Origin of the sequence: Stappia indica (assembly GCF_001696535.1) — a bacterium.
Taxonomy (GTDB): domain Bacteria; phylum Pseudomonadota; class Alphaproteobacteria; order Rhizobiales; family Stappiaceae; genus Stappia; species Stappia indica.
In genome coordinates, this window is record NZ_MBQE01000005.1 from 301,124 (window position 1) to 313,916 (window position 12,793).

Consider the following 12,793-nt stretch of genomic DNA (forward strand, 5'->3'; position numbering starts at 1 on the left):
GAGGATAGCAAAATGGCTGACAAAGCAGTCGGGCGGATCACTCAGGTCATCGGCGCCGTCGTCGACGTTCAGTTCGACGATCACCTGCCGGCGATTCTGAACGCCCTTGAAACCGACAACAACGGCAACCGCCTGGTTCTCGAGGTTGCTCAGCACCTCGGCGAGAACACCGTTCGCACCATCGCCATGGATGCGACCGAGGGTCTCGTTCGCGGCCAGAAGGTCGTCGACACGGACGAGCCGATTTCGGTTCCCGTCGGTGCCGGCACCCTGGGCCGCATCATGAACGTCATCGGCGAGCCGGTCGACGAGGCTGGCCCGATCGTCCACGAGACGAAGCGCGGTATCCACCAGGAAGCCCCGAGCTTCACCGAGCAGTCCACCGAGGCCGAGATCCTCGTGACGGGCATCAAGGTCGTCGACCTGCTCGCGCCTTACGCCAAGGGCGGCAAGATCGGCCTGTTCGGCGGCGCCGGCGTCGGCAAGACCGTTCTGATCATGGAACTCATCAACAACATCGCCAAGGCGCACGGCGGCTACTCCGTCTTCGCCGGCGTGGGTGAGCGTACCCGTGAGGGCAACGATCTCTACTGGGAGATGATCGAGTCCAACGTGAACCGCGATCCCAAGGAGCACGGCGGTTCGACCGAGGGTTCCAAGTGCGCGCTGGTCTACGGCCAGATGAACGAGCCCCCCGGAGCCCGTGCCCGCGTGGCGCTGACCGGCCTGACCGTCGCCGAGCATTTCCGCGACGAAGGCCAGGACGTGCTGTTCTTCGTCGACAACATCTTCCGCTTCACGCAGGCGGGTTCGGAAGTGTCGGCGCTTCTCGGCCGTATTCCTTCGGCCGTGGGCTACCAGCCGACGCTCGGCACCGACATGGGTGCGATGCAGGAACGCATCACCACCACGACCAAGGGGTCGATCACCTCGGTGCAGGCCGTGTACGTGCCGGCCGACGACCTTACCGACCCGGCGCCGGCTTCGACCTTCGCCCACCTCGACGCGACGACGGTGCTTAACCGCTCGATCGCCGAGAAGGGCATCTACCCGGCCGTGGATCCGCTCGACTCGACCTCGCGTATCCTTGATCCGCGCATCATCGGCGACGAGCACTACGAGACGGCCCGTGCCGTGCAGGCGACCCTGCAGCGCTACAAGGCGCTCCAGGACATCATCGCCATTCTCGGCATGGACGAGCTCTCGGAAGAGGACAAGCTCACCGTGGCCCGCGCCCGCAAGATCGAGCGCTTCCTGTCGCAGCCGTTCTTCGTCGCCGAGATCTTCACCGGTTCGCCGGGCAAGCTCGTCGCGCTCGAAGACACCATCAAGGGCTTCCAGGGCCTGGTGAACGGCGACTACGACCACCTGCCCGAGGCCGCCTTCTACATGGTCGGCTCGATCGACGAGGCGGTCGAGAAGGCACAGCGCCTGGCCGCCGAAGCGGCCTAAGCACGGGAAGGATCGAGGAACGACATGGCGGGAGCATTCCAGTTCGAGCTCGTTTCCCCGGAGCGGCTTCTTCTCTCGGAAGAAGTCACGATGGTGGTGGTGCCGGGCTCCGAGGGCGAGTTCGGCGTGATGGCCGGACATGCCCCGATGATGTCGACCCTGCGTCCGGGCCTTCTGCGCGTGTCGCGTGAGGCCGGTGCGGATCAGGTCTACTTCGTCCGCGGCGGCTTTGCCGAGGCGGGGCCGAAGGGCCTGACGGTGCTGGCCGAGCACGCGACGTCGCTGAACGATCTCAAGGCGGAAGACATCGCCCGCCAGATCAAGGATGCGGAAGAAGACCTTTCGGACGCCTCCGACGACGAGACGCGCGCACGGGCGACGGCAACGCTCGCTCACCTGCGCGAAGTTCAGGCCGCTCTCAAGGCAGCCTGACGCCCGCGTCGAGGTCCGGTTCCGGCCGGCATCATCGCAAAGAATTGAGAAGGGCGCCCGACGGGCGCCCTTTTTGCGTCTGTGACCAGTACCGCTGATCGCTCCGCTTCCGGGTGGACATAACGGGCCAATAGCGGCGAGACTTCCCGCATGCAGGACGATCAGTCACAGAAGACCGGAAGCAGGTCGGCGGCGAGCCCTCCGGCGGGGTTTCGCCTGATGCCCGGACGGTTTGATCGGGCGATGCAGCAGGCGCTGCTCGAGGAGATCCGCGCGGTCGTCGCGGCCGCGCCCCTCTTCACGCCGGTGATGCCACGCACCGGTACGCCGTTCTCGGTGCGGATGACCAATTGCGGCCCGCTCGGCTGGGTGTCGGACAGGACCGGCTATCGCTATCAGCCGGAGCACCCGGTGACGGGCGAGGCCTGGCCGGCGATGCCGCCGCGACTGCTGGATCTCTGGCAAGAGCTGGCGCCGGATGCGCCGCCGCCGGAGGCGTGTCTCGTGAACTTCTATGGACCTAAGGCCCGCATGGGGCTGCATCAGGACAAGGACGAGGCGACGTTCGAGGCGCCGGTGATCTCTGTGTCGCTGGGGGCGACCGCGCTCTTCCGCCTCGGCGGCCGGAGCCGCAAGGATCCGACCCGCTCGTTCCGCCTTGCCTCGGGCGATGTGCTGGTGCTCGGCGGCGAAGCGCGCCTTGCCCATCACGGGATCGACCGGCTGGTGCCGGGCACTTCGACGCTGGTCCGCGACGACGGCCGCATCAATCTCACCCTGAGGCGGGTGACTCCAGGCTGAGAGTGCGCCGGGCTGCCCCGGCGCGGTCAGGTAAAGACGGCGACGGCGATCAGCGCGGCGATCACCCACAGCGCGATACGGCCCGAGCGGCTGTGCCGGGCCTCCGCGCGGCCGATGGCCTCGGCGGTCGCCGCGTCGAATCGCAGCCCCTTCTCCGCCATCGTCTCCAGCTCGCCCGACAGGCGTCCGGCCCGCTCGGCGAGAATCGGCAGGTCGGCGGCCAGCCGGCCGAGGGCAACCAGACCGCCGGCGGCGTCCTGCAGGCGTCCCGCCGGTCCGAGATTGCGCTCGATCCAGCCGCGCACCACCGGTTCGGCGGTCCGCCACATGTCGAGATGCGGGTCGAGCGTCCGGGCGACGCCCTCGACCACGACCATCGTCTTCTGCAGCATGATCAACTGCGTCTGGGTGCGCATGTTGAACAGCTCGGTCACCTCCAGCAACTGCGTCAGCAGCCGCGCCATGGAGATCTCCGAGGCATCGTGCCCGTGGATCGGCTCGCCGATGGCGCGGATCGCCTGGGCGAACACGTCGACATCCTGATCCGATGGAACGTAACCGGCCTCGAAATGCACCTCCGCCACCCGGCGATAGTCGCGGGTGATGAACCCGAACAGGATCTCGGCGAGGAACCGCCGCTCCGCCTTGCCAAGCCGGCCGGTGATGCCGAAATCGACCGCGACCAGGTTGCCGTCCTCGTCGAGGAAGAGGTTGCCCTGGTGCATGTCGGCATGGAAGAAGCCGTCGCGCACCGCATGGCGCAGGAACGACTGGATCACCAGCGCGCCTATGGCCGGCAGGTCGTGGCCATCGGCCTCGATTCCGGCGACGTCGGACAGCTTGCGTCCGGAGATCCACTCCATGGTCAGCACGGCCTTGGCCGTGCGCGTCCAGTTGACCTCCGGCACCCGGAAGCCTGGGTCGTCGCGAGTGTTTTCCGCCATCTCGGAAAGGGCGGCCGCTTCCAGGCGGAAATCCATCTCCAGCTCGACCGAGCGGGCCAGCGTGTCGACCACCGCGACGGGGCGCAGTCGGCGCGACGGCGGATGGAAGCGCTCCATCAGCCGGGCCATCAGATAATAGCTCTTCAGGTCGCGGCGGAACCGCTCGGCGACGCCCGGCCGCAGCACCTTCACGGCGACCTTGCGGCGGGTGCCGTCCGGGTCCTCGATCTCCGCCGGATGCACCTGCGCGATGGAGGCCGCGGCGACAGGTTCGTCGAAGCGCGCGAACAGCTGCTCGACCGGGCGGCCGAAATGGCTTTCGATCACCCGCTTGGCCTCTTCCATCCCGAAGGAGGGGATCTGGTCCTGCAGGGCGGTGAGGTCGGTGGCGATTTCGCGGCCGACCACATCGGGCCGGGTCGCCAGGAACTGGCCGAGTTTCACATAGGAGGGGCCGAGCCGGGTCAGCGCGTCAGACAGGCGCTTGTCGGCCGCCTTGTCGCGCACCGCGCGCCGCTCCAGCAGGCGGATCGTGCGCAGGGCCAGCCGCTGTGCCGGCGGCAGGTCGGGCAGGTCGACGACGCCGAAGACGCCCTCGCGCGCCATGACGAAGCCGGCGCGGGCCAGCCGGAAGAGGGATGCTATCGGCATGGGTTCCTCAGATCGCCCAGCCGGAATGCAGGCAGGCAATGCCGCCCGAATAGTTCCGATAGCTGACGCGGGAGAACCCGGCCTCGCGGATCATGTCGGCGAAGCGCTCCTGGTTCGGGAACTTGCGGATCGATTCCACCAGATAGCGGTAGGGCTCGCCGTCGCCGGTGACCATCCGCCCCATGACCGGGATCGCGTTGAAGGAGAAGAAATCATAGACCCTGTCGAGCCCGGCGACATCCACCTGGCTGAATTCCAGGCACATGAAGCGCCCGCCGCGCTTGAGCACGCGGCGCGCCTCGCTCAAGGCCTTGTCGATGCGCGGCACGTTGCGGATGCCGAAAGCGATCGTGTAGGCGTCGAACGAGCGGTCGGGGAAGGGCAGGTCCTCGGCATTGCCTTCGACGAAGCTCAGGCGGTCGCCAAGCCCGGCCTTGGCCGCGCGCGCCTTGCCGACTTCCAGCATTGAGCCGTTGATGTCGCAGACCATGGCGCTGGTCGCCTTGCCGCCGCGCTCGACGATGCGCGTGGCGATGTCGCCGGTGCCGCCGGCAACGTCGAGTACGCGGAAGGCACGCCGGTCGGCGCGGGGCGGGGCCAGCGACGACACCATCGCATCCTTCCACAGCCGGTGCAGGCCGCCCGACATCAGGTCGTTCATGAGGTCGTAGCGGTCCGCGACCTGATGGAACACCTCGTTGACGAGGGGCTGCTTCTCGCCGCTGGCGACCTTGCGAAAGCCGAAGCTCGTCGCCATTTCCGGGCCGCTCGTCCGTCCCCGGTCGCTGTCCATGCTGGCCGCCATGAGGCTCTCCATGCGCCTGTGTTTGTGCTGATCGAGGCTTGGCTTACAGCATTTTGGCGAAGAGGTCACGGCTGCTTGCTGCCGCCATCCGCCGCACGCCGGACGGCCTTGCCGGCGCCCTTCGCTCCGTCCTCACTGGAGCATTGACGGGGACGCCGTCTTCTTTATGCAAAGGACTGCGCGACACCGTTCGCCGCGCGCAACCTGCCTCGCGGAGAGACCCATGCCGGAATTGCCCGAAGTCGAGACCGTCCGCCGGGGCCTTTCACCCGTCTTCGACGGTGCGATGATCCGCAAGGTCACGCTCAACCGCGCGGATCTGCGCTTCCCGCTGCCGGTCGACTTCCGCGAGCGGCTCGGCGGCCAGCGGATGGTCGCGCTCGGCCGGCGGGCCAAGTATCTCCTGGGCGATCTGGAGGACGGCACCGTCCTCGTCATGCATCTGGGCATGTCCGGCTCCTTCCGGATCGAAGAGGTGGGCAAGGACGGGCCGCAGCCGGTCGCGGCCGAGGCGTTCCACTACCCGCGCTCGGTCAACCGGGCGCACGATCACGTCATCTTCCATCTCGAGCATGACGGCGCCGAGCGGCTGCGCATCGTCTACAACGACCCGCGCAGGTTTGGCTTCATGAGCCTCGTCCCGCGTGCCGAGGTCGAGCAGCATCCCTGGTTCGCCGCGCTCGGCCCTGAGCCGACCGGCAATGCGCTGGACGCCGTCCATCTGGCGCGGGTCGCGGCCGGCCGGGCGACACCGCTCAAGGCGCTGCTGCTCGACCAGCGCGCCATTGCCGGGCTTGGCAACATCTATGTCTGCGAGGCGCTGCACCGGGCAAAGCTCAGCCCGCTGCGCAGCGCCGGCACGCTGGCCACCGCGACCGGAGCGCCGACGGCGGGAGCGAAACGTCTTGTCGAGGCCATTCGCGAAGTGATCGCCGAGGCCATCGTCGCCGGCGGCTCGACCTTGCGCGACCACCGCCAGGCCGACGGCGAGCTCGGCTATTTTCAGCACTCCTTCGCCGTTTACGGGCGGGAGGGCGAACCGTGCCCGCGCCCTGCATGCGGCGGCACGGTCGAGCGTATCGTGCAGTCGGGTCGTTCGACTTTCCATTGCCCCCGCTGTCAGCGGTAGAAGGGGGCGACAGGCGGGCCCGCTCGCGGCCCGGCTCGCGAGAAACTGCAAGGTTGCGGCGGCGGGGGCCTTCGGATACCCCTTGAGCCGCGAAGGCGGCGCTGGCTGACGACGCGCCGTCCCATTCCGGGAGGTCCCATGGGATACGAGAATATTCGGGTCGAGAAGCGCGGGCGGGTCGCCCTCGTCACCTTGAACCGTCCGAAGGCGCTGAATGCCCTCAACTCCGAACTGATCGCCGAGCTCAACGCCGCGCTGGCGCTGTTCGAGAGCGACGACAAGATCGGCTGCGTTGTCCTCACCGGATCGGAAAAGGCCTTCGCGGCCGGCGCCGACATCAAGGAGATGTCCTCGCTCTCCTTCGTCGAGGCCTACAAGACCGACTTCATCACCTCATGGGATCAGGTTTCGCGGTTCCGCAAGCCGATCGTTGCGGCGGTCGCGGGCTATGCGCTCGGCGGCGGCTGCGAGCTGGCGATGATGTGCGACTTCATCCTGGCGGCGGAAAACGCCAAGTTCGGCCAGCCCGAGATCACGCTCGGCGTCATGCCCGGTGCCGGCGGCACCCAGCGCCTGACCCGTTTCGTCGGCAAGTCGAAGGCCATGGAAATGTGCCTGACCGGCCGGATGATGGATGCGGCCGAGGCCGAGCGCTCCGGGCTTGTCAGCCGGGTGGTGCCGCTCGACGAACTGCTCGAGGAAGCCATGCGCGTGGCCGAGAAGATCGCCGATTTCTCGCTGCCCATCGCCATGATGACCAAGGAAAGCGTCAACCGCGCCTATGAGACCACCCTGGCCGAGGGCGTGCGGTTCGAGCGCCGGGTCTTCCACTCGATGTTCGCCACCGACGACCAGACGGAAGGCATGAATGCCTTCGTCGAAAAGCGCGCACCGCAGTTCAAGAACAGCTAGGTGTCGGCCGGCCGGTCGCCAGCGCGGGAGTTTTGCGAGTTTTTCGTGACTTTCGCGTTGACGACGGGCAGGTGGCCGCCTATAACGCGGTCGACCGGTGGCGGCCCGTTCCGCCGCCGCTTTCGTTTGACACGGGTGGCTTTGACGCCCTGGTTTGAACGAGTCGGATTGTTCACGTAACGCATCAGGACAGAACATGGCCAACACCCCTTCGGCCAAGAAGGCGGCGCGCAAGATCGAGCGTCGCACGGCCATCAACAAGGCCCGCCGCAGCCGGGTGCGCACTCAGCTGCGCAAGGTTGAGGAGGCGATCGCCTCCGGCGACAAGGCGGCAGCGACGGACGCCCTCAAGGCGGCCCAGCCCGAACTCATGCGGGCGGTCACCAAGGGTGTCTACCACCGCAACACGGCGTCGCGGAAGATCTCCCGCCTGAGCTCCCGCATCAAGGTGCTGGGCGCCTGAGCGTTGCGATCATCGCTGAAGACTTCGAACCCGGCCTTTTGGTCGGGTTTTTCTTTTGCCGGCATCGCGTCGGAAGGCCGCTAACCGCCTAATCAAGACGGGCGATTCGGGTCCTTCCGGACGCCTTCGGCGTGGCAGGAAAACCATTTGTTAATCAACGCGTTAAGATCATGTTGATGAATGTCTCGATCGGCTTCCGCCGTTTCCGGCCTGTCAAGATTGAGGGTGAGAATTTTTTTTTAGTGCACAGCAAAATCGGTTCAGGCGGGGCGTTTGCGTCGAAAACGCATTGAGTCAAAACGCATTCCAAATGGCATCCGTCGCCTCTTCCTCCGGACAGCGCCGACCCCCTGCGCATCGCGCTATCGAAATGGCTGGCGAGTCTGTTGCGGGCCCTGTGGGGGCTGTGTATGGTCTTGGTTATCGGGCGCTCGCCCGGGCAAAATCGCAAAACTAAGAAGACAGAGGCCTCCAGGAGAGCAATGTTATATTTGTGCGAAAAATATACATTGAGTGGTAGTCGCGCGTTCTCCTGGCGGCATTCCAGTAGTGTACCGGTCCAGCGGCTGGCGTATCTGAAGTCGTAGGTCGGAAGGACTGTCTCCCCCTGCAAGATGCTGAGGTTTTTCACTTGCCGAACCTTTCGGCGAGACGGGATTTCTGCGCCTTGCGGGCTGCCGTTTGCGGAGACGGCGGGGGATCGGCGCCTGTCGCGGACAGCCAGTGTGGTCTGCCTGCGACGGTTGCGCCCAGGGAAGCCGAAGACTGGAAAGAGGGGCTTGACGATGACTGCACAATCTACTTTCTGTGCCGCTCCGGCGTGGCTGCCATCTGATGGCATCTCGCCCTGATCCATCCCTGCGAGCCGACGAGCGCGCAAGCGCCGCTCGGCCACATCGCATCTAGCGACCCGCCCGTATCCGGGGCCGATCAATCGCCCACGTGACCCGCAGGAGGTTGAGGCAACGGGAAGCCCCAAGGGGCAGACGAGATTTTCAGCCGGGCGGGCAACGCTCACCCGGTGAGGGTACCTGTCGCTCTGGCGACACCTGGCGGGCCGATGACGGCCTGCGACAAGACCGAGCCGAAACGGCGAAAAACACAACAAGTGCAACGGGTTCTGCGGCGGCGGAGCTTCTCGTTGACCATTTGGAGGCGATCACGATGAACTTGCAGGAACTGCCGGCATCAGAGACCGCAGGAATTGATCACTGGACGCGCGTCAAGAAGCGCCTGCGGGCCGAGCTCGGCGAAGACGTCTTCACCAGCTGGTTTGCGCGGGTCGATCTGGAAGACCATTCCGACGGCACCGTGCGGCTCTCCGTGCCGACCCGGTTCCTCAAGCAGTGGATCCAGTCCCATTACCGCGAGCGCCTGATGGGCCTTTGGAAGCACGAGTGCGATGACGTCCATCGCATCGAGCTGACCGTGCGCGGCGCCGTGCGGGCCCGCCCGGCGGTTGGCGGCGTGGCGCGTCCCGTGCCAGCAGCCCCGCGTGCCGCGCAGCAGATCAAGCTCGTCGAGAGCCCCGTCGCCGCCCGCGCGGAGACCGTCTCTACCGGTGTGGCGCGGCCCGCGGCCGCGACCCCGCGCGACGGGTCCGACGGTCTGGAGGGCGCTTCGCTCGACCCGAAATACACGTTCGACTCCTTCGTGGAAGGCGAGTCCAACGCGCTGGCGCTGGCCGCCGCGCGTCAGGTCGCGACCGCCGCGGCCGTGACCTTCAACCCGCTCTACATCCATGCCTCCGTGGGCCTGGGCAAGACGCACCTGATGCAGGCCGTCGCTTCGGCGGCGCAGGCTTCGGGCCGCCGCGTGCTCTACCTGACGGCCGAGCACTTCATGTACCGCTTCGTCGCGGCGCTGAAGGCCCAGTCGGCCCTTGCCTTCAAGGACACGCTGCGAACCATCGACCTGCTGTTGATCGACGACATGCAGTTCCTGCACGGCAAGCAGGTCCAGCAGGAATTCTGCCACACGCTCAATGCCCTGATCGACGGCGCCCGCCAGGTGGTGGTCGCGGCCGACCGTCCGCCCGCAGATCTCGAGACGCTCGACGATCGCATGCGCTCGCGTCTGGCCGGCGGCCTCGTGGTCTCGATCTCCGAGCCCGATTTCGGCCTGCGCCGCGCGATCCTGACCAACCGCATCGATTCGGTGCGCCGCTCGCATGCGACCTTCGCCGTGCCGGAAGCGGTGCTCGATTACGTCGCCCGCCATGTCGGCAATTCGGGCCGCGACCTCGAGGGCGCGCTCAACCGCCTGATCGCCCACAACCAGCTCACCAACCAGCCGGTGACGCAGGAGATGGCCGAGGCGACGCTGCGCGACCTGGTACGCAATGCCGAGCCGCGCCGGGTGAAGATCGAAGACATCCAGCGCATCGTCTCCAAGCACTACAATGTGTCGAAGGCCGATCTCCTGTCGGCCCGCCGCACCCGCACCATCGTGCGCCCGCGGCAGATCGCCATGTATCTCGCCAAGGCCCTGACCCCGCGCTCGCTGCCCGAGATCGGCCGACGCTTCGGCAACCGCGACCACACAACCGTGCTGCATGCGGTTCGCAAGATCGAGGACCTGGCGCGCTCCGACACCGCGCTCGCGCAGGAGCTGGATCTGCTGAAGCGGATGCTCGACGCCTGACCCTCATCCGGCAATCATTGCGGGCGGCCTTCCTGATGGGGGAGGCCGCCCGCTTGCCGTTTCCGCAAGGCCTTGGCCCGAGGATCGCCGGCACTTGCTTTTCGCAGCGCAAAAGGGCAGTGTCTTCGCCCATTTGACCGTCGCGGTTCCCACGATTTTCGACAATGGACGATACAATGAAAGTGACCCTCGAGCGGACCGATCTCCTGAAGTCCCTGACCCATGTTCATCGTGTCGTCGAGCGCCGCAACACCATCCCGATCCTGTCGAACGTGCTGCTGCGCGCCGATGGCGGCCAGCTTCTGCTGAAGGCCACCGACCTCGACCTGGAAATCTCGGAGAAGGTCGCGGCGCTGGTCGAGCAGCCCGGTGCGACCACCGTGCCGGCGCACATGATCTACGACATCGTCCGCAAGCTGCCCGAGGGCGCGCAGGTGGCGCTGGAGACCTCGTCGGACAATGCGACGCTGGAGATCCGGGCCGGCCGCTCGCGCTTCGCGCTGCAGATGCTGCCCGAGACCGACTTCCCGGACATCACGGCGGGCGAGTTCACCCACCGCTTCACGCTTGCCTCGCGCGAGCTGCGTTCGCTGATCGATGCCACCCAGTTCGCGATCTCCACCGAGGAGACCCGCTACTATCTGAACGGCATTTACATGCATTCGGTCGCGACCGACGGCGGCGACCGCCTGCGTGCGGTGGCGACCGACGGTCACCGGCTGGCGCGGGCCGAGATCCCGGCGCCGAACGGCTCCGTCGGCATGCCGGGCATCATCGTGCCGCGCAAGACGGTCGGCGAGATCCAGAAGCTGCTGGAAGCGCCGGACGCGGAAGCCGCCATCGAGATTTCCGAGACCAAGATCCGCATCACCACCGGCGATGTGATCCTGACCTCCAAGCTGATCGACGGCACCTTCCCGGACTACGGCCGGGTGATCCCGCAGAACAACGACAAGGAAATGCTGGTCGAGCGCGACGAGTTCAAGGCCGCTGTCGACCGCGTCTCCACCATCTCCTCCGAGCGCGGCCGCGCCGTGAAGCTGGCGATTTCCGAAGGCCGCATGATCCTGACGGTGGTCAATCCGGACAGCGGGTCGGCGACCGAGGAACTGGCCATCGACTACGACAGCGATCCGCTGGAGATCGGCTTCAACTCCCGCTACCTGCTGGAGATCACCGGCCAGCTGCGCGGCGACACCGCCTGCTTCCGCCTGGCCGATGCCGGCGCACCCACGCTGATCCAGGACAAGGGCGTGGAAGACGCGCTCTATGTCCTGATGCCGATGCGCGTCTAGCAGCAGCCGGGCTTTCGCCCGCGGTCGACATCTGGTGCTGAACGGCACACTGGCTGCGCCGCAGGCACGCGACCCGTAATGGAGGCCGGATGGGCGAGCCGGTCCAGGTTGCCCTCAGCAGCCTGACACTCACCGATTTCAGGAATTACGAGCAGGCGAGCGTCGCATTCGGCGCACGCCTCGTTGCGCTTGTCGGCGACAACGGCTCGGGCAAGACCAACCTGCTGGAAGCCGTCTCGCTGCTGACCGCCGGGCGGGGGCTGCGCCGGGCCCAGCTCGACGACATCCGCCGGCAGGGCGCGGCCGCCGGCTGGAGCGTTGCCGCCCGCGTTGAAGGAGCGGCCGGCGAGACGCGCATCGGTGTCGGCCATGCGCCCGGCGAGACCGGGCGGCGCGTGCGCATCGATGGCGCGGATGCCCGTTCCTCCGAACAATTGCTCGACTATATGCGCGTGCTCTGGCTGCTGCCAGCGATGGACGGGCTGTTCACCGGTGCTGCCGGCGACCGCCGCCGCTTCCTCGACCGGCTGGTGCTGGCGATCGACCCCGGCCACGGCCGCCGGGTCGCCGATCTGGAAAAGACGCTGCGGTCTCGCAACCGCCTGCTGGAAGAGGGCGGGTCGGCCGCCTTTCTCGATGCGGTGGAGGCGCAGCTTGCCCCGCTGGCCGTTGCCGTGGGCTTCGCCCGGCGCGAGACCGTCGCGCTGCTGCAGGCACGCATCCGCCAGCAGGGCGATCTCGGCCTTCCCTTCCCGCTGGCCGGGGTGGAGCTTGCCGGCGAGTTCGAGCGCGACTGCGAGGGCGTGCCCGCCTACGACATCGAGGACCGGTACCGCGAGCAGCTTGCCGCGACCCGCATGCGCGACCGCGCCGCCGGGCGCACCCTTTACGGCCCCCACCGCAGCGATCTTGCGGTCCGTCACCTTGCCAAGGACATGCCGGCAGCGCTTGCCTCCACCGGCGAGCAGAAGGCGCTGCTGATCGGTCTTGTGCTGGCCCATGCGGAAGTGACGTCGCAGACCGCCGGCATGACGCCGGTGCTGCTGCTGGACGAGGTTGCCGCCCATCTCGACCCCGGCCGGCGCAAGGCGCTGTTCTCCCGTCTGGCGGAGCTGGGGCTGCAGGTGCTGATGACCGGCACCGACAGCCAGCTTTTTGTCGACCTTCCCGAAGGCAGCCAGATACTGAAGGTCGCACAATCGACCATTTCGCCTTATATGAAGGACTGAACGGCCGCTTGCGGTGCCGCCAACCGGCTGCCCGCCC

General features: G+C 67.0%; 11 protein-coding genes. 9 read left to right on the forward strand and 2 right to left on the reverse strand.

Annotated features, from left to right (window positions below; all coding sequences use genetic code 11):
* Positions 1 to 12: 12 nt before the first annotated feature.
* From atpD to BBX35_RS18885, 3 genes are all read left to right on the forward strand, one after another.
* Positions 13 to 1,452: a F0F1 ATP synthase subunit beta gene (atpD, locus tag BBX35_RS18875; protein WP_067223405.1), complete on the forward strand. Its 1,440-nt coding sequence runs from the start codon at positions 13 to 15 to the stop codon at positions 1,450 to 1,452.
* A 24-nt stretch (positions 1,453 to 1,476) separates the two neighbouring features.
* Positions 1,477 to 1,884 carry a F0F1 ATP synthase subunit epsilon gene (locus BBX35_RS18880; RefSeq protein ID WP_067223406.1) on the forward strand — a complete coding sequence of 136 codons (408 nt, stop codon included), beginning with the start codon at positions 1,477 to 1,479 and terminating at the stop codon, positions 1,882 to 1,884.
* 219 nt (positions 1,885 to 2,103) lie between these two features.
* Positions 2,104 to 2,685: an alpha-ketoglutarate-dependent dioxygenase AlkB family protein gene (locus BBX35_RS18885; protein WP_088946127.1), complete on the forward strand. Its 582-nt coding sequence runs from the start codon at positions 2,104 to 2,106 to the stop codon at positions 2,683 to 2,685.
* A 26-nt stretch (positions 2,686 to 2,711) separates the two neighbouring features.
* On the opposite strand, the gene ubiB is transcribed toward BBX35_RS18885, so the two are convergent.
* Both ubiB and ubiE read right to left on the reverse strand, forming a co-directional pair.
* Positions 2,712 to 4,280: a 2-polyprenylphenol 6-hydroxylase gene (gene ubiB / locus BBX35_RS18890; RefSeq protein ID WP_067223412.1), complete on the reverse strand. Its 1,569-nt coding sequence runs from the start codon at positions 4,278 to 4,280 to the stop codon at positions 2,712 to 2,714.
* A 7-nt stretch (positions 4,281 to 4,287) separates the two neighbouring features.
* Positions 4,288 to 5,085, reverse strand: coding sequence for a bifunctional demethylmenaquinone methyltransferase/2-methoxy-6-polyprenyl-1,4-benzoquinol methylase UbiE (ubiE, locus tag BBX35_RS18895; RefSeq protein WP_244271664.1), 798 nt, complete (start codon positions 5,083 to 5,085; stop codon positions 4,288 to 4,290).
* A 223-nt stretch (positions 5,086 to 5,308) separates the two neighbouring features.
* On the opposite strand from ubiE, the gene mutM reads away from it, so the two are divergent.
* The 6 genes from mutM to recF all read left to right on the forward strand — a co-directional run bounded on the left by mutM (position 5,309) and on the right by recF (position 12,756).
* A complete protein-coding gene (gene mutM / locus BBX35_RS18900; protein ID WP_067223414.1) occupies positions 5,309 to 6,214 on the forward strand; it encodes a bifunctional DNA-formamidopyrimidine glycosylase/DNA-(apurinic or apyrimidinic site) lyase in 906 nt (301 codons plus the stop codon).
* 138 nt (positions 6,215 to 6,352) lie between these two features.
* Complete coding sequence (locus tag BBX35_RS18905; protein ID WP_067223417.1) at positions 6,353 to 7,126, forward strand: enoyl-CoA hydratase; 774 nt, start codon at positions 6,353 to 6,355, stop codon at positions 7,124 to 7,126.
* Between the two features lie 196 nt (positions 7,127 to 7,322).
* Positions 7,323 to 7,589: a 30S ribosomal protein S20 gene (rpsT, locus tag BBX35_RS18910; protein ID WP_067223418.1), complete on the forward strand. Its 267-nt coding sequence runs from the start codon at positions 7,323 to 7,325 to the stop codon at positions 7,587 to 7,589.
* A 1,164-nt stretch (positions 7,590 to 8,753) separates the two neighbouring features.
* Positions 8,754 to 10,232 (forward strand): chromosomal replication initiator protein DnaA, encoded by a 1,479-nt coding sequence (gene dnaA, locus BBX35_RS18915; protein ID WP_067224005.1) that lies wholly within the window; start codon positions 8,754 to 8,756, stop codon positions 10,230 to 10,232.
* A 176-nt stretch (positions 10,233 to 10,408) separates the two neighbouring features.
* A complete protein-coding gene (dnaN, locus tag BBX35_RS18920) occupies positions 10,409 to 11,527 on the forward strand; it encodes a DNA polymerase III subunit beta (RefSeq protein WP_067223421.1) in 1,119 nt (372 codons plus the stop codon).
* An 89-nt stretch (positions 11,528 to 11,616) separates the two neighbouring features.
* On the forward strand, positions 11,617 to 12,756 hold the full coding sequence (gene recF, locus BBX35_RS18925; RefSeq protein ID WP_067223424.1) for a DNA replication/repair protein RecF: 1,140 nt from the start codon (positions 11,617 to 11,619) through the stop codon (positions 12,754 to 12,756).
* Positions 12,757 to 12,793: the final 37 nt, after the last annotated feature.

What these genes read in the sequence shown, in the direction of transcription:
- atpD (WP_067223405.1), top strand. Translation starts at nt 13, where the DNA reads ATGGCTGACAAAGCAGTCGGGCGGATCACTCAGGTCATCGGCGCCGTC.
- BBX35_RS18880 (WP_067223406.1), top strand. Translation starts at nt 1,477, where the DNA reads ATGGCGGGAGCATTCCAGTTCGAGCTCGTTTCCCCGGAGCGGCTTCTT.
- BBX35_RS18885 (WP_088946127.1), top strand. Translation starts at nt 2,104, where the DNA reads ATGCCCGGACGGTTTGATCGGGCGATGCAGCAGGCGCTGCTCGAGGAG.
- ubiB (WP_067223412.1), bottom strand. Translation starts at nt 4,280, where the DNA reads ATGCCGATAGCATCCCTCTTCCGGCTGGCCCGCGCCGGCTTCGTCATG.
- ubiE (WP_244271664.1), bottom strand. Translation starts at nt 5,085, where the DNA reads ATGGCGGCCAGCATGGACAGCGACCGGGGACGGACGAGCGGCCCGGAA.
- mutM (WP_067223414.1), top strand. Translation starts at nt 5,309, where the DNA reads ATGCCGGAATTGCCCGAAGTCGAGACCGTCCGCCGGGGCCTTTCACCC.
- BBX35_RS18905 (WP_067223417.1), top strand. Translation starts at nt 6,353, where the DNA reads ATGGGATACGAGAATATTCGGGTCGAGAAGCGCGGGCGGGTCGCCCTC.
- rpsT (WP_067223418.1), top strand. Translation starts at nt 7,323, where the DNA reads ATGGCCAACACCCCTTCGGCCAAGAAGGCGGCGCGCAAGATCGAGCGT.
- dnaA (WP_067224005.1), top strand. Translation starts at nt 8,754, where the DNA reads ATGAACTTGCAGGAACTGCCGGCATCAGAGACCGCAGGAATTGATCAC.
- dnaN (WP_067223421.1), top strand. Translation starts at nt 10,409, where the DNA reads ATGAAAGTGACCCTCGAGCGGACCGATCTCCTGAAGTCCCTGACCCAT.
- recF (WP_067223424.1), top strand. Translation starts at nt 11,617, where the DNA reads ATGGGCGAGCCGGTCCAGGTTGCCCTCAGCAGCCTGACACTCACCGAT.